Here is a 26,443-nt window from a genome sequence, read left to right on the forward strand (position 1 = left end):
TGCTTGATATCAGTAGCCGCTGAACACCGCAGGTTCAGCGGCTACAGTTTTCTTCAGGTGGGGTTCATGCCCTGTCGTCCATCTGAAGAAACACGCGCCCTCTGTCGATGCGCACGGGGTAACACTTCAATGGCTCGGTGACCGGTGCGCAGGTGGGGCTGCCATTGCGGACATCGAACTTCCCCTGGTGCAGGGGGCACTCGATTTCATGGCCGTCCAGAAAGCCATCGCACAGGCGCGCGTGCCCGTGGGTGCAGATGTTGTCGGTCGCAAACACACTGCCATCCACCTTGTACAGCGCAATGTTGTGCTCACCCACCTGCAACCCGATGACATCGTCGTCGGGTACTTCGGCTTCGCTGGCTGCGTCGATCCAGGAGGTTTCGTTCATGGTGGTTCAGATGGGGTAGATGATGGAGTTGGGGATCATTTCGCTGTCGTACACACAAATGCGCGTCGCGAACTTGAGCCCTGCCGGGGTGCGTTCGATCACGTCGATGTACCTTCCCACGTTGAACACCGTGGATTCGCGCGAGAGCTTGGTGCGGAACACCGCGTAGTTCGCCTGGGCCTCGAAACGGTTCTCGGTCGCGGCAAGGACCACGGGCGCGCTGACCACATGGCGCTGGTAGTAGGGGTCGTGGAACAGCGTTTCGCGGATGCCGTAGACGCGGTCCTTGAGCATCCCTTTGCTTTCGAACAGCAGTGTTGCGAGGGGGAATCCGCGTTCGTGGTTCTCGCGGGGCACCAGCTTGTACGTGCAGTCCTCCGTGAAGAATTCGGGCCACAGGTCCCAGTCACCAGAGTCCACTGCCAGCGCGTACTCGGAATACAGGCGCGAGATGGCCAGGTAATCATCAAAAGCAATGTGGGGCGCAGTGCTCATGGTCAGCCCTCCATCACTTCACGCCAATACGCGTACATGCCGCGGATGAGTGTTTCGGTCACCATGTGATCGGTGTTCTCCACCGTCTTTCCCCCCAACTCGGCCAGGGCGCGGTGGTAGGGCTTGCTTTCAAAACCTTCTTGCGAAAACTCGATCACCTCCCCGTCGTCGGCAGACACAAACCCCGCCGGGCCGAACAGGTTGGCCTGCCGCAGACGGCGCTGTGTCATCTCCGCGCTGTCGTCCTCAAACCCGAAGTGCGTCCATACGAAATCGAAGGCCCCGTGCCCGTCCGGCTGGATGTGCCGCGTGGAGACGCTGTTGACCTGCTGCTGAAAGATGACGCTGGGGAACACCGTCATCATGACCGCTGTGGGCCCGCCCCACCAGGGCTCGGGCACGATGTCCAGAAACCGCGCGTCGTGGAGCTGCATGCTCTCCTTGAAGCTGGACACCTGGGTGACCTGTTCGGCCTTTCCCGCTTGGCCCCGGGTGGAGATCATGGCGGCATGCCGGTGGCGTGCATCCATCTTCAGCTCGCTCTTGTTGTCTGCCCGCCAGAGGCCAAACGTCACAAACCAGGTGTGCAGCAAGCCGGGGTGGTAGGGGTCCTTGATGTTCTCCTGCATGAGCTTCCAGTTGCCCGGAATGCGCTGGCGGTTGTAGCCCAGTATCGTCAGGCGCCGGCCGTTGAAGAGCCGGTCAAAGTACGACAGGATGTCCGGCCCCAGAAAGTTTTCGAGCGATTCCACATCGTGGTCAAAACTGGCAAACACCACGCCGCCCCGGGTGGCCACCTTGAGTTTGTTGAGGCCATGGTCCGCCGTCTGGAAATCTGCTGGCATGCCCCCGTTGATTTTGCCGTCCTGCTTGACGCCACGGCGAAAGGGCACCCCTTGCAGATCGCCTTGTAGCGTGTAGCTCCACTGGTGGTAGGGGCAGACAAAGTCCTTCTTGTTGCCATGGCGCTCGCGGCAGAACTGCATGCCGCGGTGGGCGCACACGTTCTCGACCACCTGGATGCCGCTCGCGTCGCGGACCATGATGACCGAGCGTTCTCCCACTACCGTGCGCTTGAAGTCGCCCACGTTCGGCACCTCGGCCTCCAGCCCGACATAGTTCCAGTGCTGCCGGTAGAAGAAGCGCTCCAGCTCCTTCTTGTGCAGGTCTTCACCGGTGTAGGCCATGAACGGTATTCGGCTGCTGCCTTCGGTTTCCCATCGCATCTGGCTGGGAAAGACTTCCTTGGCGGGTGTGCTCATTGCTGTCTCCTGGGTTGTTTTGTGGGGCTCACGTGCCACTGGCATAAAACGCATCCGCGTACACCTGCTCTGGCAACACGCCCATTTGCCTTACCAGCAAGGCAGTGGCCTCGACCATCGGCGGCGCGCCGCAGAGGTAGGCGCGAAAGCCTTCCAGGCTGCGCCAGTCCCGGGCAATGGCGTCGGTCACCAAGCCGGTGCGATGCCCTTGTGCCGGGCCGGACGCGACCACGACGTGCACCTGAAGCTGTGGGTGCTGGCGCTGTAGCGCTTGCAGCCATTCCACGCCATAGACATCGCGCTCGGACCGCACGCCGAAGTACAGGTGGATGGGGTTGCCCATGCCGGCGGCAACCACGCCGCGAACGATGGACAAAATCGGCGCCAGCCCTGTGCCGCCTGCTACGCACAGCATGGGCCCTGTGTGTTGGCGGCGCAGGTAGGCAGAGCCCATCGGACCGCTCACGCGCACCGTATCGCCCACGCGAAGCTCGTTCGCCACATAGCCGGTGACACGGCCTTGCGGGACCAGTCGAACGTGGAACTCCAGCATGTCGTCCTGGGGTGTGCCCGCCATGGAATAGGGCCGCACATGCGCTGGCGTGAACTGCAGCTGCGCATACTGGCCGGGCGAAAAATCGAGTGCTTTAGCGGGCTGGAGAACCAGCCGCTTGATGTCGTGGGTGGGATCTTCTATGGCCACCACCGTGGCCTTGATGATGCGTGCCGTGTGCACGACCACTTCGTCGGGTTCGGGGATCTCTACCGTGCAGGGCTCCGTCACGAAGGTCTGGCAGGCCAGGACGTAGGAGTCTTGTGCCGTCAGCGGTTGCTGGACCTCGCGCCCTGAGTCGAGCACCTGTCCTGCCACGATCTTGCAGCGGCAGGTGCCGCACCGCCCGGCCATGCAGCTGTGTGAAATCGGCACATCGTTGTTGCGCAACGCGTCGAGCAGATTGGCGCCAGGAGCGACGTTGAGCGTGCGCTGCAAGGGGCGTACGTGGATTTCCATCGTCCGTTGTCTCGGGTGTTGTCTCTGATGTTTTTGTGGGTCGATTCCCCGGGAAGGGGTCGATGGAGGCGATGATCAGATCGGCGAGAAAATCAGTCAACGCGATGATGTGAATGTTGAATATCATCCAAATCAATAGTTACGGATGCAATCGATGGAGCTGAAGGACATTGATCTGAATCTTCTGGTGGTCTTCAACCAGCTCCTGGCCGAACGCAAGGTTTCCAAGGTGGCGGAAAACCTGGGCCTTGGCCAGCCTGCGGTGAGCAATGCGCTGGCGCGGCTGCGCAAGCTGTTTGACGACGAGCTGTTCACCCGCACGGCCAGCGGCATGCAGCCCACGCCGTTTGCAGAACAACTGGCGGAATCGGTGGGGTATGCGCTGGGCATGATTCATGGAGCCGTGAACGCCAGAAACACGTTCGACCCGCGCACCAGCAAACGCAGCTTCACCGTCGGCATGACGGACATTGGCGAGATCTACTTTCTGCCGCAACTGATGCAGCGCATCGAAGAAGTCGCGCCCTCGGTCACCATCAGCACCGTGCGCAATACGGCCACCAACCTGAAGGACGCCATGGAGTCGGGCCAGGTGGACCTGGCCGTGGGCCTGCTGCCGCAGCTGAAGGCGGGCTTTTTTCAGCGCCGTCTGTTCGAGCAGAACTACGTCTGCATGTTTCGCAAAGGCCATCGGCTGGATCAGAAAAAGATCCGCCTGCAGGACTTCTTCGGTGCGGACCATGTGGCCATCGTCTCTGCGGGCACCGGCCATGGGCAGGTGGACGAGATACTGGACAACCACTCGCCGCAGCGGCAGGTGAAACTCAAAGTGCCTCACTTCGTTGCCGTGGGCCACATCTTGCAGTCCACCGATCTGGTGGCCACGGTGCCGGAGCGGCTGGCCGAGCGCATGGCCGTCCCCTTTGAACTGCGGTACCTGGCGCACCCGGTCAAGCTGCCCAAAATCGCCATCAACATGTTCTGGCACGCCAAGTTCCACAAGGACCCGGCGAACCAGTGGCTGCGCTCGCTGGTTTTTGACCTCCATGCGGACGCTTCCAAAGGCGCCAAGGGTTAGCACCATCCTTCTCGCGTTGGGTGAGGTGCGGCAGAGCGGGCACGTCGCCTGCGCTTTCCTGCTCTCCTACGCACACCTGGCGCCGCTGCTGGCGCTTGGGGTGTCTGTGCGTTGCTATAGTGCGGCGCACACCGGCGGCATGTTGGCCGCTTTTTTACGACCCATCCCAAGGACTCTTCATGGCCACTGGCAGCCTGCTTGCTTTGCTCGACGACATCGCCACCATCCTCGACGACGTGGCCTTGATGACCAAGGTGGCGGCCAAGAAGAGCGCTGCCATGGCCGACGATGTGTCGGTGATGACCAAGGTGGCCGCGCAGAAGACGGCGGGCGTGCTGGGGGATGATCTGGCACTCAATGCCCAGCAGGTGACCGGCGTGCGCGCCGAGCGCGAGATTCCGGTGGTGTGGGCGGTGGCCAAGGGCTCGCTCATCAACAAGGTCATCCTGGTGCCTGCCGCGTTGCTGATCAGCGCCTTTGCGCCCTGGGCCGTGACGCCGCTGCTGATGGTGGGGGGCGCCTTTCTGTGCTTTGAAGGCTTTGAAAAGGTGGCGCACAAGCTGCTGCACGCGCAGCACGAGGACGAGGCCGAACGCGAGAGCCATGCCAAGGCCAATGCCAACCCAGCGGTGGATCTGGTGGCGTTTGAAAAGGACAAGATCAAGGGCGCCGTGCGCACCGACTTCATCCTGTCGGCCGAAATCATCGCGATCACGCTGGGCACCGTGGCCTCCGCGCCCTTTGTGCAGCAGTTGACCGTGCTGTCGGGCATCGCGGTCATCATGACCATCGGTGTGTATGGGCTGGTGGCGGGCATCGTCAAGCTGGACGACCTGGGCCTGTGGCTCAGCAATAAGGCCAGCAGCGCGGCGCGTGCCTTGGGCGCGGGCATCTTGCGCGCGGCGCCCTGGCTGATGAAGGGGCTGTCGATTGCAGGCACCGCTGCCATGTTCCTGGTGGGCGGCGGCATTCTGGTGCACGGAGTGCCGGTGCTGCACCACGCGGTCGAGGCTACAGGTACGGCGGCCGCGCAGTGGCCGTTGGGCGGGCTGTGGGCGGTGCTGGTGCCCAACCTGCTGAACGCCGTGGTGGGCATCGTGGCGGGTGGCCTGGTGCTGGCCGGGGTGACGCTGGTGCAGCGCCTGCGGGGCAAGTCCACAGCCTGATAGTGGGTATTCCTTGATCTAGGTCTAAGGGTTACTACCGATGGCTTGAGGTAAGGCAAGGCCGGGTGGGGGCCGCAGCGGTTCAATGCATGCACGGGGGTCGTCCCCGTCCAACCGATGCGAAATACCATGAAAAAGAACCTGCTGGCTGTCGCCGTTCTCTGTGCCCTCTCTTCTGGCGCTGCCCTGGCGCAACAGGCTGAAGGCCCCTGGATGGTCCGTGCACGCGCGGTGCACCTGGACAGCGCCAACAAGGACAGCACGCCGCTGGGCCTGTCGGTCAACAACAAGACCATCCCTGAAGTGGATGTGACCTACTTCTTCAACAAGAACATCGCGGCCGAGCTGATCCTCACGGTGCCGCAAAAGCACACGCTCAGCGCTGGTGGCGCCGCTATCGGCACCCTCAAGCACCTGCCTCCCACACTGCTGGCGCAGTACCACTTTGACGCCCCTGGCTTCAAGCCCTATGTGGGCGCGGGCCTGAACTACACGCGCTTCTCCAGCGTGAACCTGCCCGCAGGCGTGAGCATTGACCGCAACAGCTTCGGCCCCGCGCTGCAAGTGGGCGTGGACATTCCGCTGGCCAAGAACCTGTACCTCAACTTCGACGTGAAAAAGGTTTTCATCAAGACCGACGTGAGCGCAGGCGGTGCCAAGCTGGGCACCTTCAAGGTAGACCCCGTTCTGGTGGGCGTGGGTCTGGGCTGGCGCTTCTAAGGGCACAGGGCCCAGGCGGGCCCTGCGTTCCTGACGATAAAGTTCTCCAAGGGTCTGAAGGGCTGGCGCGTGCGCCAGCCCTTTTTTTTGGCAGGTGCGGAAATGGCCTACACACGGCTGTCAGCGAGGCAACGCACAATGGGGAGAGGGGCAGGGGAGCGCGTGGGGTGTGCCGCAAGGCGGGCATCCCAGGCGCCTCTGCTTTTGACCCACCGGCGGCGCTGCCGCACCAACGTCTTGACGACCCATGCTCCTGCCTCGCTATTCCGACATCACGCACGGGCTTACTCAGCGGCCCGCACGCATCTCCCCCAAGTACTTTTACGACCAGCACGGCTCCCAGCTGTTTGAGGCCATCACGCGCCTGCCGGAGTACTACCCCACGCGCACCGAGATGGCGCTGATGCAGGCGCATGCGGACAGCATTGCCCATGCCATTGGCCCGGGGCGCACCCTGATCGAGCTGGGCGCAGGCAACTGCCAGAAGGCCCGCACCCTGTGCCGCCTGGTGCAGCCGGCCTGTTTTGTGGGCGTGGACATTTCGGCGGATTTTCTGGAGCAGGCGGTGCAGGGGCTGCGCGATGAGTTTCCGGCGCTGGATGCCCGCGCGCTGGCGGGTGACATGACGCTGGGTGTGTCACTGCCCGACGACATTCCCCGCACCGGGCGCCTGGTGTTCTACCCGGGCTCGTCCATCGGCAACTTCGACCCGCCGCACGCGCTGGATCTGCTGGCCCACATGCGCGAACTGGTGGACGATGATGGTGGTCTGCTGATCGGCATCGATTTGCCCAAGGACGTGGCGGTGCTCGAAGCCGCCTACGACGATGCCGCAGGGGTCACTGCCGAGTTCAACCGCAATGTGCTGCGGCATGTGAACCGCCTGATCGGCAGCGACTTTGACGTAGCGCAGTGGCAGCATCGCGCGTTCTTCAACACCGAGGCGTCGCGCATCGAGATGCACCTGGAGGCGGCCTCTGACACCGAGGTATGCTGGCCCGGCGGCGGTCGCAGGTTCGACCGGGGTGAGCGCATCCACACCGAGAACAGCTACAAGTACCCGCTGCCCGTGTTCACCGACATGCTCGCGCGCGCCGGCTTTGAGCAGGCCCAGGCGTGGACGGACGAGCGGGGCTGGTTTGCAGTGGTCCACGCCCGTCCTTGACCGGTGGTATTCATGACCGTGACATCCCCCGCATTCGACACGCTGCTGGCGCGCTACACCGCCGTGCGCGGCCGCTCGCTGGCCCTGGCGGCCCCGCTGTCGCCCGAGGACTGCGCCGCGCAGTCCATGCCTGATGCCAGCCCCACCAAATGGCACCTGGCCCACACCACCTGGTTCTTTGAGACCTTTATGCTTGAGGCCCACGAGCCCGGTTTCCAGCCGTTTGCACCGGCGTTCCGTGTGCTGTTCAACTCCTACTACAACGGTGTGGGCGCCAAGCACCCGCGCCCGCAGCGCGGGCTGCTCACGCGGCCATCGCTGGACGAGGTGCTCGCCTACCGGGCCAACGTGGACGCCCGCATGGCGCGCCTGTGGCCCACCGTGGCGCACGACGACGCGCTGCGCGGCCTGATCGAGCTGGGCCTGCAGCATGAGCAGCAGCACCAGGAGCTGATACTCACCGACATCCTGCACCTGCTGTCCTGCAACCCCTTGTTTCCCGCCTATGCCAAGGCGTCTGACGCTGTGGCGCTGGAGCCCGCCGGGGCGCTGGCGTGGCACTCGTTTGACGCGGGGCTGACCGACATCGGCCACGCAGGCAGCGGCTTTGCCTTTGACAACGAGGGCCCGCGCCATCGGGTGTATCTGCACCCGTATGCACTGGCCTCGCGGCTGTTAACGCAGGCCGAGTACCTGGCGTTTGTGGAAGCGGGCGGCTACCGCAACCCGCTGCTCTGGCTGGCCGAAGGCTGGGACTGGCGGGCGGCGCAGGGCCTGGAGCAGCCGCTGTACTGGCATCGCATCGACGGCGCCTGGCACCACTTTACGCTGGCGGGGCTGCAGCCGCTGCAGGGCGAGCAGCCAGTGGTACATCTGTCGTACTACGAGGCCGATGCCTACGCGCGCTGGGTGGGCGCGCGCCTGCCCACCGAAGCCGAATGGGAGCATGCGGCCGCGCAGGGTACCGCAGGCACGGCGCAATGGCACGGCGCTGCGTGGCAGTGGACGCAGTCCAGCTACGCGCCATACCCGGGCTTTCGGGTGGCGGACGGCGCCGTGGGTGAGTACAACGGCAAGTTCATGGTCAACCAGTACGTGCTGCGGGGTTCGTCCAGCGCCACGCCGCCAGGGCACGAGCGGCTGACCTACCGCAACTTCTTTCCGGCCACGGCGCGCTGGCAGTTCACGGGCATTCGGCTGGCACGCGACCTCGGGTGAAGACGGCCAGCGCCCGGCGCTGACCGCCATCGACCTGTCGCGCTGGGGCGGGCATGACGATGTCGCCATGCGCTGTGAACCTGTTTGCTATTAAATATGTAGCTGTCAGCGCATATTCCACTAGCGCTTGGACGCAAAAAGCGGCTCTTCTAGCGAATGCTAGTGATGCACTCGATAAATGTTGTACTTCGAAATCGTCGTTTACAGACGTGCGGCGATTTCCATCACTACTATTCGCTAGAAGAGCCCAAAAAGCCTCAAAACTACGCTGAAGGGTGCCTGGCCATGCGCTTGGGAGGCGCATGGCCCTTTGCACATCAGACCTTGTCGAGTGCCTGCGCCAAGTCGGCCTGCAGGTCATCGATGTGCTCGATGCCGACCGACAGGCGCACCATGCCTTCGCTCACACCGGCCTTGGCCAGTTCTTCGGGGTTGAGCTGGCGGTGGGTGGTGGATGCTGGGTGCGTGGCCAGCGACTTCGCATCGCCAATGTTGACGAGGCGTGTGAAGAGTTGCAAAGCATCCAGGAAGCGCGCACCGGCCGCGCGCGGGTCTGCGTCGCTGTTCTTCACACTGAAGCTCAGGATGCCCGAGGCCTTGCCGCCCGACTGGCGCTGCACCACCGCGTGGTCGGGGTGGTCGGGCAGGCCCGCGTAGCGCACCCATTCCACCTTGGGGTGGCTCTGCAGGTACTTGGCAATGGCCAGCGTGTTGTCGCAGATGCGGTCCATGCGCAGGGCCAGGGTCTCGATGCCCTGCAGGATCAGGAACGCGCTTTGCGGCGACAGTGCCGCGCCCGTGTTGCGCAGCGGCACCACGCGCGCACGGCCGATGAAGGCGGCGGGGCCCAGGGCTTCGGTGTAGACCACGCCGTGGTAGCTCACATCGGGCTCGTTCAGTCGCGGGAAGCGCGCCTTGTGCTGCGCCCACGGAAACTTGCCGCTGTCCACAATCGCGCCGCCCACGCTGTTGCCGTGGCCGCCCAGGTACTTGGTGAGCGAGTGCACCACGATGTCGGCGCCGTGCTCGATGGGGCGCAGCAGGTAGGGGCTGGGCACGGTGTTGTCCACGATCAGCGGCACGCCGTGGTCATGCGCCACCTTGGCGATGGCAGCGATGTCGGTCACGTTGCCCAGCGGGTTGCCGATGGACTCGATGAAGATGGCCTTGGTGCGCGCATCGATGTGATGCGCAAAACTGGCCGGGTCGCGCGGGTCGGCAAAGCGGGTGGTGATGCCTTGCTGCGGCAGCGTGTGGGCAAACAGGTTGTAGGTGCCGCCATACAGCGTGCTGGCTGACACGATGTTGTCGCCCGCCTCGGCAATGGTCTGGATGGCGTAGGTGATAGCTGCCATGCCCGAGGCCACGGCCAGCGCGGCGATGCCGCCTTCGAGCGCCGCGACGCGCTTTTCAAGCACGTCGGTCGTGGGGTTCATGATGCGGGTGTAGATGTTGCCCGGCACCTTCAGGTCGAACAGGTCGGCGCCGTGCTGGGCGCTGTCAAACGCATAGGCCACCGTCTGGTAGATGGGCACGGCCACGGCCTTGGTGGTGGGGTCGGGGCTGTAGCCAGCGTGAACGGCCAGGGTCTCGATTTTCATGCAGCTTGTCTCTTTCGTTGAAGGGAAGGGAGTGGGGCAACCGGCCTCTACCCGTGCTGGGCGGAGCCGTATGTGCCGATGGCGCGGGCCATTCTGGCACCGCTGGCCCACGGCGTCATCGAATCGTTGGCTATGTGCTTATGACGTTCTTGCGTGCCGGGAGTGCCCTCAGGTCGCAGGCTCGTCCAGTGCGCTGTCGCTGGACTCTGGCGTGGTGCGCCGCTGTGGCTGGCTGCGTCGCCAGGCCTTCTCGATCTCGACCACCACCAGCACCACCAGCGCGGCGCCGATGCACAGCGCCAGCTCGCCCAGGCTCAGCGGCTCGGTGCGGAAGATGGGGTTGAGCCAGGGCACATAGATGGTCGCCAACTGCAGCGCAAAGGTCAGCAGCACGGCGCCCAGCAGCGGGCGGTTGCTCCACAGGCCCAGACGCCAGATGGGCTCGGACTCGGACCGGATGGCGATCACATGCGCCATCTGCGCCAGCGTGAGCACGGTGAACACCATGGTCTGCCAGTGCGCATGGCCGGTGTGCAGCGCCCAGGCCTGCACGGCCAGACACAGCCCGCCAATGAGCAGGCCCACGCCCAGGATGTGCTGCCACATGCCGTGGGCAAACAGGCTCTCGCGCGGCGCGCGGGGCGGGCGCTGCATGATGCCGCGCTCGGCCGGCTCGGCCGCCAGTGCCAGGCCCGGCAGGCCGTCAGTGACCAGGTTGACCCACAGGATGTGGATGGGCAGCAGCGGAATGGGCAACAGCAACAGTGGCGCAAGAAAGATGGTCCAGATCTCGCCCGAGTTGCCCGTCATGGCGTAGCGCACGAACTTGCGGATGTTGTCGTAGATGCGGCGGCCCTCGCGCACCGCCGCGACGATGGTGGCGAAGTTGTCGTCCAGCAGCACCAGGCTGGATGCCTCGCGTGCCACGTCGGTGCCGCCCTGTCCCATGGCCACGCCGATGTCGGCGCGTTTGAGCGCCGGGGCGTCGTTCACGCCATCGCCCGTCATGGCCACAAAATGGCCCTGGCCCTGCAGGGCCTCGACGATGCGGATCTTCTGCGCCGGGTCCACGCGGGCATAGACCTGCACCTGCTCTACCTTGGCCAGCAGCGCGGCATCGTCCAATGTGGCCAGGTCGGCGCCGGTCAGCACCGGAGCATCGGCACTGCGCACGATACCCAGCCGGTGCGCAATGGCGCGCGCGGTGGCGGGGTGGTCGCCCGTGATCATCACTGGCGTGATGCCCGCGCTGATGCAGTCGCGCACTGCGGCCTGGGCCTCGGGGCGGGGTGGGTCGATGAGGGCGATCAGGCCCAGCAGCTCCAGCTGGTTTTCCACCGCGTCGATGTCGTTGGTGTCGGGCAGGCGGGCGTGGCTGCGGCGGGCCAGGGCCAGTACGCGCAGGCCCTGGGCTGCGAGCTGCTGGGCAGTGCCGAGGACCTTGGCGGTGTCGAGTGCGGCTGCGCCTTCGGGCGTCCAGTGGGCGGTGCAGCGGGGCAGCACGGATTCGGGCGCGCCTTTGGTGTAGGCCACAAAGCCTTGCGCCGCACGGTGGAAGGTGGTCATGCGCTTGCGGTCGGAGTCAAAGGGCTGCTCCTGCACGCGGGGGCTGGCGGCGTCAAGCAGGGCCTTATCCAGCCCGCCCGCGTGGGCGGCCAGCACCAGCGCGGTTTCAGTGGGGTCGCCCAGCCACTGGGTGCCTGACTGACCATCTTCGGCCTTTGCCTGTAGCGTGGCGTCGTTGCACAGCGCGGCAGCGCGCAGGGCCTCGGCGTGGGCGGTGCCGGGCAGGGGGTCGCCAGGCACCCAGCGTACGCCGTGGGCCAGCAGCAGCTCGGCATGCATGCGGTTTTGGGTCAGGGTGCCGGTCTTGTCCGAGCAGATGGTGGTGACCGAGCCCAGCGTCTCCACCGACGGCAGGCGCCGCACCAGCGCGTGCACGGCCACCATGCGGCGCGCGCCCAGGGCCAGCAGCACGGTCACCACGGCGGGCAGGGCCTCGGGGATGGCGGCCACGGCCAGGCTGATGGCGGTGAGCGCCATCAGCAACGGGGCCTCGCCACGCAGCACGCCCACCACAAAGATCACCGCGCAGATGCCCAGCACCGCCATCGCGAGGCGCTTGCCAAAGGCCGCCAGGCGCAGTTGCAGCGGCGTGCTGCGGTCGCCGGTGTCAAGCAGCTTGGCGACCTTGCCCAGCTCGGTGTGCATGCCGGTGGCCACCACCAGCCCGCGTGCGCGGCCATGGGTGGCCGTGGTGCCCTTGAAGGCCATGTTGGTGCGGTCGCCCAGCGCGCCCACGTCTTCGGCCGCCAGGGCTTCGGTCTGTTTGGCCACGGTGACGGACTCGCCCGTGAGGGCCGATTCATCCACCTGCAGCTGCGCAATCTCGATGAGCCGCAGGTCGGCCGGGATCTGGTTGCCCGCCTCCAGCAGCACGATGTCGCCGGGCACCAGCTCAGTGGCGGGTAGGACCTGTACCATGCCGCCGCGCAGCACGGTGGCGTGCGCCGCCGCCAGTTGCCGCAATGCAGCCATGGCCTGGTCGGCGCGCCAGGCCTGCACAAAGCCGATGACGGCGTTGAGCACCACGATGACAAGGATCACCAGCGTGTCGGTGACCTCACCCACCAGCCCTGAGATGACCGCTGCGCCCAGCAGCACCAGCACCATGAAGTCTTTGAATTGGTCGGCCAGCAGACGCCACCAGGGGCGGTCTTGCGATGCGGCCAATTCGTTGGCGCCATGGGTGGTGCTGCGGCGCTGCGCTTCGTCGGCGTGCAGGCCCGCGTCAGGGTCGACGCCATGGGCCTGGGCGACGGCCTCGGTGGGGTGCAGGTGCGGCGCGGTGGTTGGGGACATGCGGCGATCGGTGAAACGGGCCGCATGCCCACGCAAGGACTTCTTTGCGTTGCCTTAGTGCGCGACTTGCGGCCGGGCTTTGTAGAACTGGAGCGGGGCTTCTGGCACCTGGTTCAGCACCTGGCGCTTGATCTTGCCCACCACGTGCATTTCACAGGGCTTGCAGTCAAAGCGCAAGGTTAGCTTCTCCTTGCCATTGATCAACATCAAGGGTTCGGCCTTGATGGTGCCCTGCACGCCCGTCACGCCCTTGGCCTGCTTGGGGCACAGGCTCATGGAAAAGCGCACGCAGTGCTTGGTGATCATGAGGCTGACTTCGCCTTCTTCTTCATGCGCCTCGTAGGCCGCAGCGATCACCTTCACGCCGTGGCGCACGTAGAAGTCATGGGCCTTGTGGTTGAACACATTGCCCAGGAAGGAGAGCGTGTCCTCGGGGTAGGGCACAGGGGGCTCCACCGGTGTCGCACGCGGCAGGCGGGCAAAGTTGCTGGCGCGGTTGGCCTCCAGGTCGGCCACGGCATCGCGGCGCAGCGCGTTGAGCACCGAGGCGGGCACAAACCACGGCTGCGACAACTGCAGTGCAATGTCGTGCACCGCAAACACCGTCGCGCCAAAGCGGCCCAGTTGCTCGCGCAGGCTGGCTTCGGCCTTGGTGGCATCGGTGGCGGGCTGGTGGGGCTGCTGCACGTCGGCACTGCCCACGTTGCCGTCTTCGTCGGTCAGCATCAGGCTGAAGCCTGTGGGCGTTTCGCTCAGGTGCGCCCACAGGCCGATGCGGCGGTCGCTGGACTTTTTCTCCAGCGTGCGCACCCAGTCCATGTCGCGGTTGCGGTTGACCTCGGTGCCCTTGCGCAGATCCTTGAAGCCTTCCATCGGGTCCTTGGGGTACACGCGCCACTGGCCCACGCTGCGGGCCGACACCGGCTCGGCCACGTTGATGGCCATGCCCACCAGCTCCTTGTGCAGGTCGTAGTAGCACAGGCCATCGCCGTTGTGCAGCACGGTGGCGGGGTCGCTCACTTCCAGCTCCACAAAGTCGGGGCCCACCTTGGTCACCCAGCCGATGGCCTGGCCGGGGTTCTTGGGGGTGTCGAAGGCGCCGATGTCTTCCTTGCGCCCGGTGACAAAGTAGTCGGTGAACTCGCGGTTGAAGTTCTGGAGCGGGTCGGGTTTGAATGTGAAAGTGGTGCGCCCGCTGGACGAGCGCGACAGCGGCCGGCCCTGCGCCTCGCGCTCTTCGATGATCTCGTCCAGCAGCGTGCGGTAGTGGGCGGTGATGTTCTTCACATAGCCCATGTCCTTGTAGCGCCCTTCGATCTTGAAGCTGCGCACGCCTGCGTCGATGAGAGCACGCAGGTTGTCGGACTGGTTGTTGTCCTTCATGCTCAGCACATGCTTGTCGTGCGCGATGAAGCGGCCTTGCGCATCCGTCACCTGGTAGGGCAGGCGGCAGGCCTGGCTGCAGTCGCCCCGGTTGGCGCTGCGGCCCGTTTGCGCATGGCTGATGTTGCACTGGCCGCTGTAGGCCACACACAGCGCTCCGTGGATGAAGAATTCAATGTTGGCGCGGCCGGGGGCATCCACCGGGCCCAGCGCCTTGTGCACGGCGGCAATCTGCTGCACCGTGAGCTCGCGCGCCAGCACGATTTGCGACAGGCCTGCGTCTTGCAGAAAACGCGCCTTTTCAGGCGTGCGGATGTCGGTTTGGGTGCTGGCGTGCAGCTGGATGGGGGGCAGGTCGATTTCGAGCAGGCCCATGTCCTGGATGATCAATGCGTCCGCGCCAGCCTCGTACACCTGCCAGGCCATCTGGCGCGCAGCCTCCAGCTCATCGTCGCGCAGGATGGTGTTGAGCGTGATGAAAATGCGGCTGTTGAAGCGGTGGGCGTGCTTCACCAGGCGCTCAATGTCCCGGATGTCATTGCCCGCGCTGGCCCGCGCGCCAAAGGCCGGGCCGCCGATGTAGACGGCATCGGCGCCGTGGTTGATGGCTTCAATGCCAATGTCTGCGTCGCGCGCAGGCGATAGCAGTTCGAGCTGGTGGGGCAGGAGGGACATGGGGCGTGATTATCCCAGCCTGGCTTGCCGGGCGGTGCGCGCCGGACGCATTAGCCCGGTTAATGCTGGAGCAAATTACTAAGTTTGCTTAGTAATTTTCCAGAAATGAGGGTTCGGGTGGCTACGATGCAGGGTTTGTTGTGTACAAGTTCGGTGCACAACAGACTGCTTTGACCGACCCAGGAGACTTTGTACTGTGCTGCGCCCCGTTTTCGCTTCTTCGCCCCTGTTCCGTATTTCTGCCCTGACCGCCCTTGCGCTGGCGGCCAACCTGGCCTCCGCCCAGGACGTGCAAACCGTCAAGATCGCCCACGCAGGCCCGGTGTCGGGCGGCATTGCCCACATCGGCAAGGACACGGAAAACGGCGTGCGCTTGGCCATTGACGACCTGAACGCCCAAAACCTCGTCATCGGTGGCAAGAAGATCAAGTTTGAAATCGCGGCCGAAGACGACGCGGGCGACCCGCGCCAGGCCACCGCCGTGGCGCAAAAGCTCTGCGACCAGAAGGTGGCGGGCGTGGTGGGCCACCTGCAGTCGGGCACGTCCATCCCCGCATCGGCCATCTACGCCAAGTGCGACCTGCCGCACATCACGGCCTCGGCCTCCAACCCCGACCTGACGAAGCCCGGCCACAAGACCACCTTCCGCCTGATCGCCAACGACAACGCGCTGGGCGCTGCGCTGGCGCTGTTTGGCGCGGACCACCTCAAGCTCAAGAACGTGGCCATCATCGACGACCGCACGGCCTACGGCCAGGGCGTGGCCTCGGTCTTCAAGGCCACGGCACAGCAGAAGGGCCTGAAGGTGGTGGCCGAGGAGTTCACCAACGACAAGGCCACCGACTTCATGGCCATCCTCACCGCCATCAAGAACAAGAAGCCCGACGCGATCTTCTACGGCGGCCTGGACGCGCAGGCCGGCCCCATGCTGCGCCAGATGGAGCAGCTGGGCCTGGGCAACGTGAAGTTCTTTGGCGGCGATGCCCTGTGCACCGAGAAGCTGCCCGAACTGTCGGGCAAGACGCCGGCGCTGAAAAACGTGACCTGCGCCACGGGCGGTGCGTCGGTGGACAAGATGCAGGGCGGTTCGGACTGGAAGAAGCGCTACGACGCCAAGTTCCCCGGCCAGTTCCAGATCTACAGCCCCTACGCCTATGACGCTGCCATGGTGCTGGCCGACGCGATGAAGCGCGCCAACTCGGTGGACCCCAAGGTGTTCACGCCTTTCCTGGCCAAGACCGAGTACAAGGGCGTGACAGCCAACATTGCCTTCACCGCCAAGGGCGAGCTGACCACCCCCGCCGTGACCTTGTACACATTCAAGGACGGCAGCCGCGTGGCGTTGAACTGAGGCCGTTCGCCTCGGTGGCTTGACCACTCTTGCCCCAACGGCCGCCTTGTGCGGCCGTTTTTGCATTCGGCGTTCATGCGGCGTTTGGCTTTACAGTCAGGCCCCATTGCAAGAACCCGCGGGCCGCCGGCGCCCGCCAAGGAGCCCAGGTATGCGCGCACTGTTTGGATTGGTTGGACTGGTGGTGGTGCTGGCCATCGTGGGCCTGCTGGCCAAGAAGCAACTCGCGGCCACGCGTGCCCCCGTGCCTGCGCTACAGACCGCTACGGGTGCGGCGGCCCCTGCTTCGGCACCCACCGGCACGGTGCGTGAGCAGAGCCAGCAGATGCAGCAGCAGGTCAAGCAGCAGGTAGAAGGCCTGATGCAACAGGCACACCCCATGCCCGAAGACGAGAAAAAATGAGCCAGATCGGCTTCAAGCGCTGATACTTCATGCCTTGGATGCTATTGAAAATATAGTGATGAAAACCGCCGACGATGCGCACTGGATGCGACTGGCCCTGGCCGAGGCGCAAGCCGCAGCCAGCGCGGGCGAGGTGCCCGTGGGCGCCATCGTGGTCAAGGACGGCCAGGTCATCGCCACTGGCCGCAATGCCCCGGTGCAAGGCCACGACCCGACGGCCCATGCCGAGATCGTCGCCCTGCGTGCGGCAGCCCAGCGCTTGGGCAACTACCGGCTCGACGGCTGCAGCCTGTATGTGACGCTGGAGCCCTGCGCCATGTGCAGTGGCGCCATGCTGCACGCGCGGCTGGCGCGGGTGGTGTATGGCGCGGTGGAACCCAAGACCGGGGCGGCAGGCTCAGTGCTCAACCTGTTTGGGCATGCCGAGATCAACCACCAGACCGAGGTGCAGGGCGGGGTACTGGCCGAAGAATGTGGTGGCCTGCTGAGCCACTTTTTTGCGCAGCGCCGCCGCCAGCAACGCGCCGAGGCATTGGCCCGCCACCCCCTGCGTGACGATGCCTTGCGCACACCCGAGGAGGCTTTTGCGAACCTGCCCGGCTACCCCTGGGCTCCCCACTACCTCAGCGACCTGCCCAGTCTGGCGGGCTTGCGTCTGCACTACCTGGATGAAGGCCCGCGCGATGCCCGCCGCACCTGGCTGTGCCTGCATGGCAACCCGGCCTGGAGCTACCTCTATCGCCGCATGCTGCCGGCCTTTCTGGCTGCGGGCGACCGCGCGGTGGCACCCGACCTGATCGGCTTTGGCAAAAGCGACAAGCCCAAGAAGGAGGGGGCGCACCAGTTCGAATGGCACCGCCAGGTGCTGCTGGAGCTGGTCGAGCGGCTGGACCTGCGCAATGTCGTGCTGGTGGTGCAGGACTGGGGCGGCATCCTGGGCCTCACGCTGCCCATGGCGATGCCCGAGCGGTTTGGCGGCCTGCTGGTGATGAACACGCTGTTGGCCACGGGCGACACGCCATTGCCGCAGGGCTTTGTGGACTGGCGCGCGATGTGCCGCGACAAGCCGTTGTACGGGGTGGGGCGCCTGTTGGTACGCGGCAATCCGCACCTCAGCCCTGCTGAGTGCGCGGCCTACGATGCACCTTTCCCCGACAAGGGTTACCGTGCCGCGCTGCGGGCGTTTCCCGAACGTGTCCCCGCCGCGTTGGACGACGCCGGCGCGGCGCTATCGCGTACAGCCCGCGACTTCTGGCACCACCAGTGGCAAGGCCGCAGCCTGATGGTGGTGGGTGCGCAAGACCCGGTGCTGGGGTTGCCCACCATGCGGGCGCTGCAACGCCACATCCGTGGATGCCCCGAACCGGTGTTGCTGCCCCATGCGGGCCACTTTGTTCAGGAGCATGGCGAGGCCATTGCCGCGCGGGCTGTGGAATACTTCAGCCACTGATGTGCCCGCTGGCGCCGCCTGACTGCATGGGGCGCCGGGCATTCCCCCTGTTTACGGAGCAGGCCCCATCGGGGCCTGAGCGCTTTGCACGACCACCATCACGACCACTCCCAGTGCGACCACGACCACGGTCCCAAGCACATCTACATTTATTCGCCCTCCAGCGCCGTGCGCGACAAGGCGGCCTTCAAGCGAGGCATTGCGCGGCTCAAGGCCCAGGGCCATGAGGTGGAGGTGGATGTGGACGCGCTGGCCACGCACACGCGTTTTGCGGGTGACGACGCCACCCGGCTGGCTGCTATCCACCGTGCAGCGGCCAGCGGCGCCGATGTGGCGCTGATCTCGCGCGGGGGCTATGGCCTCACGCGCATCCTGCCGGGCATCCGCTACAAGGCGGTTGCCAAGGCCATCGAAAAGGGCACGCACTTTGTGGGCGTGAGCGACTTTACCGCCTTCCAGACCGCCGTGTTGGCCCAAACCGGGGCCACCACCTGGGCGGGGCCCTCACTGGGGGCCGATTTTGGGGTGGAGGGCGAGCCCGACGACATCATGGAAGCCTGCTTTGAAGACCTGCTGACCGGTCACGGCGAGGGCACTGGCTGGCGCATGCACAAGGAAAAGCCCCATGCCACCACTGGCAAGCCGGCTGTGCCCAACGTCTATGTGAAAAGCGCCACCCTGTGGGGCGGCAACCTCGCAGTGCTGGCATCGCTGGTGGGTACGCCGTATTTCCCGCAGGTCAAGGGCGGAGTGCTGTTTGTAGAAGATGTGCACGAGCATCCCTACCGCATTGAACGCATGCTGACCCAGCTGCTGCATGCCGGTGTGCTGGCCCAGCAAAAGGCCGTGGTGCTGGGGCAGTTCACCAATTTCAAGCTGGCGCCGCACGACAAGGGCTATAAGCTGCAGTCGGTGGTGGACTGGCTGCGCACCCAGATCAAGGCTCCCGTGCTGACCAACCTGCCGTTCGGGCATGTCGAGACCAAGGTATTGCTGCCCGTGGGCGCCACGGTGTCGTTGTCGGTGGAAGAGCGGGACGCGCTGATCTATTGGGGGCACCAGCACTGAGGGGGGGAGGGCCTCCGCTGGGGCGGCCCTGACCCGGGCGCCAAAGGTAAACGGGCCCAGGCGCTCAGGGCCGCAATCTCAGAATTTCACAGGTGCGCACGGGGTGCGTGCGGCATTTGCGGCACCCGCAGCGACAGGGGCAACTGTCCCTGGAACATCGGCGTGATCCGGTCCAGCACCGTTTGAGCAGTGGTCTCGCCGCGCAACAGGGTGAGCGTGTCGAGCAAATCGCTGCGCAGGTACCACAGCGCTTCAATATCGCCCGCATAGCGCAGGCGCATGTTCATGCGCGCCACTTCGCACCCGGTCAGCCCCATCAGGCTGTGCAGCATGGCACGCCGCACTTCTTCCAGACCCTGGTCGCGCACCCACGCCGTCGAAGACGGCTTGTCACGGCCGAGCAGGTCGTGCAGGTTGTTGCGGAGATTGGGCTTGTTCCAGCGCATGTGCGGAGGGAAGTGCGGTTTTTGTAACAGGGTCGATCAAAGTAAGCGGGACTCAGGATTGACGCAAGGGTGGCGCTCCTGTTTTTGCATAAAGACAACACGATGTCCCGGTTTGTTGCGAACTTTTACGCATTCCGCACGAATGTTCGCGGGGTCCAAGTGTGGCTGGGGCGCCCGAGCCGTTGTGCAGCCTAAGGCGATGGTGGGAGCGCAGGAAGGTGGCCGCTCCGGCACCCTCATGGAGCGCCTCCGAACCGATGGCCGGGCCATGACGGCAGGCCTCTCTGGCCTGCAAAGACCTTGGCAAAGGATTGTTGACGCTTTGTTAGGTGCGTCTTCGTTGAGCTTGCACTAAACTGATTCACATGATGTTACTAATCGGCCATCGTTCATGAGTGTGTTGTCGACGGTGGTCTTCGCAGACATCTCGGGCAGCACCTCGTTGTATGAAACGCTGGGCAACGAGCGCGCCACCGAGGCGGTGACTCAGGTCACGCAGTGGATCAGTGACACCATCGAGGCGCATGCGGGCCGCGTGGTCAAGAAGCTGGGCGACGGGGTTTTGTGTGTGTTTGGTGATGCGGCCAGTGCCGTGACTGCCACCACTCACATGCTGCGCCAGCACCAGGCACGTCTGGACCGGTGGCCGCAGCCGCTGCGCATGGACATCCGCGTGGGAGTGGCCAGTGGCGAGGTGGTCGATGTGGATGGCGACTGTTACGGTGATGCCGTCAATGTGGCCTCTCGCCTGTGCGAGCGCGCGGGCCCCGCCGAAATCTGGGCCACCGAGACGACTGTGCTGCTGGCGGGGGCCGCTGCCGATGTGTGGTACCGCAAGCTGGGCCTGATGGAAATTCGCGGCAAGGCCGAGCTGCAGATGCTCTACCAGGTGGAGTGGCGCGAGAACGAAGAGCCTGACTCGCTCACCATGCAGGCGGCGCTGGTCAGCAGCTTTGCCCCGGCCGATTCCATCCTGGGGCAGATCCAGTTTTCCTGGCATGGCGTGGACATGTCGTTCACCTCGTCGGACGCGCCCGTGCATGTGGGGCGTGCCACCCATGCCCAGCTGTGCATCAACGACCCCCGCGTCTCACGACTGCATGCGCGCATCGACTGGCGCAACAGCGGCTTTGTGCTGACCGACATGAGCAGCTTTGGCACCTGGGTGCGGTTTGACGGCAGCGACTCGCCCGTGCGGCTGCGCCGCGATGCCTGCATCCTGCATGGCACGGGGCAGATTGCGCTGGGGGTTCCTTTCACCGAGTCCAGTGCCCCGGTCATGAACTTTCAGGTGTCCGGCACCAGCGTTCATCTGGGCTGAGGCCTTGGGCCGGGGCCGCTGGCTGTTGCTGTGCGGCGGGCTTCTGGTCAGCGTGCAGCCCTTCTCACTTCCCAACCAATACAAACAACCCAGAACAATCAGGAGACACGAGACATGACGTGGATGAAGCGAACGGCCGTCGGGCTGGTGGTGGCGGCCTTGCTGGCTGGCACGGGGGCTGCCGTGTATGTGCAGCGCAGCTTTGCGACGCTGGATGGCAAGCTGGTGGTCAAGGGCCTGCGCCAGGCCGTGCAGGTGCAGCGCGATGGCGCCGATGTGACCCACATCCGCGCGCAGAGCCCGCAGGATGCCTGGTTTGCCATGGGCTACGTGCACGCGCAGGAGCGCACTTGGCAGCTGGAGTTCAACCGCCGCGTGATGCATGGCGAGCTGTCCGAGGTGTTCGGGCCCGCCACGCTGGAGACCGACAAGCTCATGCGCACGTTGGACATCATGGGCACGGCCAAGCGGCAGTACGCAGGCCTGCCTTTGTATGCCCGGGAGGCCCTGCAGGCATACAGCCAGGGCATCCATGCCTTTCACCAGAACCGCCCCCAGACGCTGCCGCCGGAGTTCCACATCCTGGGTGTTCAGCCCGGTGGGGCCACAGGCGCGGTGTGGGAGCCCGAGGACAGCGTGGGCTGGGCGTTGATGATGGCGCTGGACCTGGGCGGCAACTGGGGCAACGAGTTTGCGCGCCTGTCCGTTGCCAAAACGCTGGACACCGAGCGCCTGTGGCAGCTGATGCCGCCGTACCCGGGCGAGCGCCCCGCAGCCTCGGCCGACCTGGCCGCGTTGTACCGGCAACTGGGGGTGTACCGCGCCACCGATGCCAACGCTTCTGCTGCACCGTCCGCAGCTACAGCGTTGGCCGATCGGGAGGCTGCATCTGCCGCGCTGGGCGACGGGCCCCTGTCCCGCCAGATCAGTGCCGGCATGCTGGCCTGGGCCGACGAGCTGACTCGCAATGCGGGCACCAACGAGGGCAAGGGCAGCAACAACTGGGTGCTGGCAGGCACCCGCACCGTGAGTGGCAAACCGCTGCTGGCCAACGACCCGCACCTGGGCCTGTCGGCACCCGCCATCTGGTACTTTGCAGGCCTGCAGGCGCCCGCAGGCCAGGCGTCTGACGGCACCCCCATGGGCGCCATCGACGCGGTGGGCGCCACCTTGCCCGGCATGCCTTTTGTGGTGCTGGGCCGCACGGACAAAGTGGCCTGGGGCTTCACCAACACGGGCCCGGACGTGCAGGACCTGTACCTGGAGCAGATCAACCCCGCCGACGCCTCGCAGTACCGCACGCCCGAGGGCTGGGCGCCCTTCACGGTGCGTGACGAAACCATCCGTGTGAAAGGGCAGGCCGATGTCGCCCTGAAGGTGCGCAGCACGCGGCACGGCCCCGTGTTGAGCGATGCGCAGAAGTCGCATGCCGATGTGCTGGACCTTGGCAAATACGTGCTGGCGCTGCGCTGGAGCGCGCTTGATGCCGACAACCAGACGGTGCTGGCGGGCCTGCAGACCAACCAGGCGAAATCGGTGGACGCGTTGTTCGCGGCCCTGTCGCACTACCACTCGCCGATGCAGAACGTGGTGGCGGCTGATGACCAGGGCAACATCCGCTTCAAGGCCGCAGGCCGCGCGCCCGTGCGAGACCCTGCCAACGACATCCGGGGCGTGGCGCCTTCGCCGGGCTGGGACGCCCGGTACGACTGGAAGGGCTGGCTGCCGTATGACCAGACGCCGGAGGACAACGGCGCCCGGGGCTGGATAGCCACCGCCAACCAGCGGGTGACGGCGCCCGACTATCCCCACTACCTGACCCAAGACTGGGCCTTGCCTTACCGCTACGAACGCATTGCGCAGCTGATCGAGGCGACCGACAAGCACGACGCCGCAAGCATGCAGGCCATTCACCGCGATGTGACCTCACTGGCCACGCGCAAGCTGCTGCCCTACCTGCAGCAGTCCAAGTCATCGCACCCGCTGGCGGCGGCTGCGCAAGAGCAGCTCCAAGGCTTTGACGGCGTGATGGATGCGGGCAAGGCAGCGCCCCTGGTGTTTGCCGCGTGGACCGACGAGCTGGCGCGTGGCCTGATCGTGCCGCGCATCGGCGAGGCGCGGTTCACCGCCACCTATGGCAAACGCGACTACCGGGCCGCGCTGGAGGGCATTCTGGAGCGCAACGACTCCTGGTGGTGCCAGCCTTCCTCGTGCGCAGAGCAGTCGGCCGCAGCCCTGGGCCGTGCGCTCGATCGGCTGCAGGCCGCCTACGGCGCCGATCCCGCGCAATGGCGCTGGGGCGCGGCGCACCCGGCACTCAGCGTGCACCGGCCGTTCGGCAATGTGCCTGCGCTGGCCCGCTTTTTTGACGTGAGCGAACCATCGCATGGCGATTCCTACACGGTCAATGTGGGGCAATACAACGCGGGCGAAGCCAAGGGCCCGTTTGTGAACCGCCATGCCGCATCGCTGCGCGCTGTGTACGACTTGGCCGACCTGGAGCAGTCGCGCTTCATTTATCAGACCGGGCAAAGCGGTCTGGTGTTTTCGCCACGTTACCGCGACATGAGCAGTACCTGGGCGCAGACGGGCTACCGCGCGCTGCAACGCCAGCCTGCACGCTGGGCCCACGAGCTGACGCTGGCTCCCGCACCGACGGCACAGTAACCACGCTGGAGACCACCATGGGTTTTGTTCCGCTGATCGAAGTGACCCGGGGTAATCTTGCCGAATGCCAGCACTGGGGCGCCGTGGCGGTGGCCGACCGCAACGGCCGCGTGCTGGCGCAGGCGGGCGACCCTTACACGGTCACGTTCACTCGCTCCACCATCAAGGCATTTCAGGCCCTGCCATTCATGCAGTCTGGCGGCGCCCAGGCGCTGGGCTGGGGCGCGGATGAACTGGCGCTGCTGTGCGCCAGCCACAACGGCGAGGCCATGCATGTCGAGCAGGTCGAGCGCATGCTGGGCAGTGTGGGGCAGAACTACCGCGCCCTGCGCTGCGGCTGCCACCGGCCGCTGTTTGCCGAGCTGGGGCTGGGTTCGCTGCCAGACGGCTTTGTGCCGGACGAACGCCACAACAACTGCAGCGGCAAACACGCAGGTTTTGTCGCCCATTGCGTGCAGCAGGGCTGGCCACTCGACAACCATCTGGACCCTGCGCACCCGTTGCAGCGGGCGATTCGTAACCTCGTGGCGCAGGCCGTGGGGCTGGCGCCCGAGCAACTGGCCATGGGCATCGACGGATGCTCCGCCCCCAACTACGCCATGCCGCTCGCGCACCTGGCGCGGGGCTATGCGCGCCTGGCGGGTGGGGCGCCCGACACGGATCTGGACCAGAGTCTGACCGCGCTGGCCGACGCCATGGTGCAACGCCCGGAGCTGGGCTCTGGCACCGGGCGGCATGATCTGGATTTCATGCGGGCAGGGCGGGGCGATTGGGTCTCGAAGACCGGAGCCGACGGGGTGCAGGTGGTGGGCAGCCGCAGCCGTGGCGAGGCCTTTGCCCTCAAGATCATGGACGGCAACATGGTGGCGCAGGTGGCGGCGGCCGTGGAGGTGATGGACCAGTTGGGATGGCTGGATGCAGCCCAGCAGGAGGCCCTGGCGCCTCGCAGAAACGCCGTCATTCGCAATGGCAAGGGGTTGGTGGTGGGCGGCCGGCGGCCGGTCTTTCGCTTGCAACGCGCAGCGGCTTGAGTCCGGGCGACGTCTGGGTGGCTACCGCCGGAAGTGCCGGTTCCTGGTCCCACGGCGTGTTGGGCAGAGAATTTGATTGAAATCGGCCGGTAGCGCACTATTCATATGCGCTGGCTGCTTCAAAAAATGTAGCAAAAGGCTCGATGTCCGGCAGCACGTAGATCACCCCCGGTGCCCGCCCGAACCAAGGTGCGATGAACTGGTCGTAGAACGCGGCAGGTGCGTTAACGCAGCCGTAGCTTATGCGTTTGTCCCGCGCGCCGGGGCTTGCAAGACGCTGCAGGCGGCGCTCTGTGGCGCTCACGCTGCGCACCCGGTGCAGTGAGACGGCAGCGTCGTAGTCGATCCACACAATGTCTTCACCCTGCAGGTTGCGGCCGGGCTCGGTCACAAAGCGGCCTGCAGGGGTGGTGCGTTCGTGCGGGCGGATGTGGGCCAGGGGCTTGGCCCCGATGCCCGGGGCTGAGCGGTCACCCGCAGCGGCCCCCAGCAGCACGGGTGCGCTGCCCAGCCATTGGGCCTGTGCGGAAAACACGTGGATGCGCGCGGCAGGCTTGTCGATCACGGCAAATGGCAAGCCCTGGTGATCGGCCGTTGCAGTGGACCAGCGCACCAGTTGGCGCACCCGGGCCGATGCGTCGTCTGGCAGCGCCAGGGCAGTCCCCGGTGCGGCTAGCGCACCAGACAGGGTGATCAGGGCACGTCTGCGGTCCATGGAGAAGAGTGGTGTGTGGGCTGTTTACTTCGCAGCCATTGACCGCCCCCCAGGCAGTGGTCGCGCCTGCCGCTCCCCACGGCTTATTACGGTCAGGGTGAACAAGCTCACAGAAGGTGTCGGTCCAGTTTGCTGCAGCGGCCAATGCCCCCAATAATGCCTGCATCCGTGACTCCCGCGAAGCCTGGGGCTTCGAATCGCCATGTTTGACCGTCTTCGCAAAGCACTGCATCTGCCCGGCGGCCCGAATGCCGCGCGGCCCGTGTCCAACCAGGAGGTGGTGCGTTGGGCGGCCACCCAGCGCCTGGCGGTGGTGCCGCAGGCGGTGGACGGACATTTTGACCTGGGGGGCGATCTGAACGGCCACCCGTGGCGGCTGGAATGTGGCAACCCCACGCGCGACTACGTGCGCGGCCTGGAGTTGCGGGGGCGCGCCGACCTGGGGGTGGACCCGGACGCGGCGGTGATGGTGCTCAACCGCCCCTTGCAGGAGTCGCTGGAGGGCAATGCCTACAACGCCATCACCGACACCCTGCAAACCACAGTCAATGCCAGCCTGCCCGAGGAAATGCGCTGGCTGGCCATGTTTGAAGAGGTGACTTGGCCGGGGCTGCCGGCTTCGTTTCGCCAGCACTTTGCGGTGGTGGCCGAGCGCATGGAGACCGCGCAGCGCTGGATCCATGCGCCGGTGGTGTCCCAGTTGCTCAATATCGTGGAAGGCGAGGGTGGGGCGGTACGGGCGCAGCCGCCGCTGCTGTTGATGCTGGTGCGCGGCAAGGTGTACCTGCGCATGGAGCACACGCAGCGCAGCCTGACGGAGATCGCCCAGGCCACGCAATTGCTGCTGGCGGCTGCCCAGGGGGCATTGAACAACCTGCCGCCGCCTGCGGCCGCAGGCGGGCCGACGGAAGACGCTGAAGACCCGCAGTAGGGCTTCTGCGGGTCCCGTGTCCTGTGCCGTGG

22 protein-coding genes are annotated in these 26,443 nt (G+C 65.5%); 13 read left to right on the forward strand and 9 right to left on the reverse strand.

The window, feature by feature from the left end; all coding sequences use genetic code 11:
• Window positions 1–64: 64 nt before the first annotated feature.
• From C380_RS09950 to C380_RS09965, 4 genes are read right to left on the reverse strand one after another with little or no spacing between them, the layout of a single operon-like run.
• Entirely contained in the window at window positions 65–391 is a 327-nt protein-coding gene (locus C380_RS09950; protein ID WP_015013723.1) for a non-heme iron oxygenase ferredoxin subunit, read from the reverse strand.
• A gap of 6 nt (window positions 392–397) precedes the next feature.
• On the reverse strand, window positions 398–886 hold the full coding sequence (locus C380_RS09955) for an aromatic-ring-hydroxylating dioxygenase subunit beta (RefSeq protein WP_015013724.1): 489 nt from the start codon (window positions 884–886) through the stop codon (window positions 398–400).
• 2 nt (window positions 887–888) lie between these two features.
• Window positions 889–2,148 (reverse strand): aromatic ring-hydroxylating dioxygenase subunit alpha, encoded by a 1,260-nt coding sequence (locus C380_RS09960; protein WP_015013725.1) that lies wholly within the window; start codon window positions 2,146–2,148, stop codon window positions 889–891.
• A 28-nt stretch (window positions 2,149–2,176) separates the two neighbouring features.
• Window positions 2,177–3,160, reverse strand: coding sequence for a 2Fe-2S iron-sulfur cluster-binding protein (locus C380_RS09965; RefSeq protein ID WP_015013726.1), 984 nt, complete (start codon window positions 3,158–3,160; stop codon window positions 2,177–2,179).
• Window positions 3,161–3,314: 154 nt separating this feature from the next.
• Between C380_RS09965 and C380_RS09970 the strand changes: the two genes are divergently transcribed.
• From C380_RS09970 to egtB, 5 genes are all read left to right on the forward strand, one after another.
• Window positions 3,315–4,238, forward strand: coding sequence for a LysR family transcriptional regulator (locus C380_RS09970; RefSeq protein ID WP_015013727.1), 924 nt, complete (start codon window positions 3,315–3,317; stop codon window positions 4,236–4,238).
• A 179-nt stretch (window positions 4,239–4,417) separates the two neighbouring features.
• On the forward strand, window positions 4,418–5,404 hold the full coding sequence (locus C380_RS09975) for a DUF808 domain-containing protein (RefSeq protein ID WP_015013728.1): 987 nt from the start codon (window positions 4,418–4,420) through the stop codon (window positions 5,402–5,404).
• A 129-nt stretch (window positions 5,405–5,533) separates the two neighbouring features.
• Window positions 5,534–6,124 carry an OmpW family protein gene (locus C380_RS09980; protein WP_015013729.1) on the forward strand — a complete coding sequence of 197 codons (591 nt, stop codon included), beginning with the start codon at window positions 5,534–5,536 and terminating at the stop codon, window positions 6,122–6,124.
• Between the two features lie 247 nt (window positions 6,125–6,371).
• Window positions 6,372–7,289, forward strand: coding sequence for an L-histidine N(alpha)-methyltransferase (egtD, locus tag C380_RS09985; protein ID WP_015013730.1), 918 nt, complete (start codon window positions 6,372–6,374; stop codon window positions 7,287–7,289).
• A 12-nt stretch (window positions 7,290–7,301) separates the two neighbouring features.
• Window positions 7,302–8,507, forward strand: a complete 1,206-nt coding sequence (gene egtB / locus C380_RS09990; RefSeq protein WP_015013731.1) for an ergothioneine biosynthesis protein EgtB — start codon at window positions 7,302–7,304, stop codon at window positions 8,505–8,507.
• Between the two features lie 317 nt (window positions 8,508–8,824).
• Here egtB and C380_RS09995 read toward each other — a convergent pair whose 3' ends face one another.
• The 3 genes from C380_RS09995 to C380_RS10005 form a co-directional block, all read right to left on the reverse strand.
• Window positions 8,825–10,108 (reverse strand): O-acetylhomoserine aminocarboxypropyltransferase/cysteine synthase family protein, encoded by a 1,284-nt coding sequence (locus tag C380_RS09995; protein WP_015013732.1) that lies wholly within the window; start codon window positions 10,106–10,108, stop codon window positions 8,825–8,827.
• 168 nt (window positions 10,109–10,276) lie between these two features.
• On the reverse strand, window positions 10,277–12,970 hold the full coding sequence (locus C380_RS10000; protein WP_043565323.1) for a cation-translocating P-type ATPase: 2,694 nt from the start codon (window positions 12,968–12,970) through the stop codon (window positions 10,277–10,279).
• Window positions 12,971–13,024: 54 nt separating this feature from the next.
• Window positions 13,025–15,028, reverse strand: a complete 2,004-nt coding sequence (locus C380_RS10005; protein ID WP_015013734.1) for a U32 family peptidase — start codon at window positions 15,026–15,028, stop codon at window positions 13,025–13,027.
• Between the two features lie 196 nt (window positions 15,029–15,224).
• Here C380_RS10005 and C380_RS10010 point away from each other — a divergent pair, with 196 nt between their 5' ends.
• From C380_RS10010 to C380_RS10025, 4 genes are all read left to right on the forward strand, one after another.
• On the forward strand, window positions 15,225–16,379 hold the full coding sequence (locus tag C380_RS10010; RefSeq protein WP_015013735.1) for a branched-chain amino acid ABC transporter substrate-binding protein: 1,155 nt from the start codon (window positions 15,225–15,227) through the stop codon (window positions 16,377–16,379).
• 151 nt (window positions 16,380–16,530) lie between these two features.
• On the forward strand, window positions 16,531–16,782 hold the full coding sequence (locus tag C380_RS10015) for a hypothetical protein (protein ID WP_015013736.1): 252 nt from the start codon (window positions 16,531–16,533) through the stop codon (window positions 16,780–16,782).
• Between the two features lie 58 nt (window positions 16,783–16,840).
• Entirely contained in the window at window positions 16,841–18,232 is a 1,392-nt protein-coding gene (gene tadA / locus C380_RS10020; protein ID WP_015013737.1) for a tRNA adenosine(34) deaminase TadA, read from the forward strand.
• Between the two features lie 84 nt (window positions 18,233–18,316).
• Window positions 18,317–19,300 (forward strand): LD-carboxypeptidase, encoded by a 984-nt coding sequence (locus C380_RS10025; protein ID WP_015013738.1) that lies wholly within the window; start codon window positions 18,317–18,319, stop codon window positions 19,298–19,300.
• 86 nt (window positions 19,301–19,386) lie between these two features.
• Here C380_RS10025 and C380_RS10030 read toward each other — a convergent pair whose 3' ends face one another.
• Window positions 19,387–19,746 carry a hypothetical protein gene (locus C380_RS10030; protein WP_015013739.1) on the reverse strand — a complete coding sequence of 120 codons (360 nt, stop codon included), beginning with the start codon at window positions 19,744–19,746 and terminating at the stop codon, window positions 19,387–19,389.
• 391 nt (window positions 19,747–20,137) lie between these two features.
• On the opposite strand from C380_RS10030, the gene C380_RS10040 reads away from it, so the two are divergent.
• The 3 genes from C380_RS10040 (at window position 20,138) to C380_RS10050 (ending at window position 24,765) form a co-directional block, all read left to right on the forward strand.
• Entirely contained in the window at window positions 20,138–21,067 is a 930-nt protein-coding gene (locus tag C380_RS10040; RefSeq protein WP_015013740.1) for an adenylate/guanylate cyclase domain-containing protein, read from the forward strand.
• Between the two features lie 114 nt (window positions 21,068–21,181).
• Window positions 21,182–23,734, forward strand: a complete 2,553-nt coding sequence (locus tag C380_RS10045) for a penicillin acylase family protein (protein WP_015013741.1) — start codon at window positions 21,182–21,184, stop codon at window positions 23,732–23,734.
• Window positions 23,735–23,751: 17 nt separating this feature from the next.
• Entirely contained in the window at window positions 23,752–24,765 is a 1,014-nt protein-coding gene (locus C380_RS10050; RefSeq protein ID WP_015013742.1) for an asparaginase, read from the forward strand.
• A gap of 97 nt (window positions 24,766–24,862) precedes the next feature.
• Here the strand turns inward: C380_RS10050 and C380_RS10055 are convergent, their stop codons facing one another.
• A complete protein-coding gene (locus tag C380_RS10055) occupies window positions 24,863–25,480 on the reverse strand; it encodes a hypothetical protein (protein ID WP_015013743.1) in 618 nt (205 codons plus the stop codon).
• 202 nt (window positions 25,481–25,682) lie between these two features.
• Between C380_RS10055 and C380_RS10060 the strand changes: the two genes are divergently transcribed.
• A complete protein-coding gene (locus C380_RS10060; protein ID WP_015013744.1) occupies window positions 25,683–26,411 on the forward strand; it encodes a hypothetical protein in 729 nt (242 codons plus the stop codon).
• Window positions 26,412–26,443: the final 32 nt, after the last annotated feature.

Source organism: Acidovorax sp. KKS102 (assembly GCF_000302535.1).
Classification (GTDB): Bacteria; Pseudomonadota; Gammaproteobacteria; order Burkholderiales; family Burkholderiaceae_C; genus Acidovorax.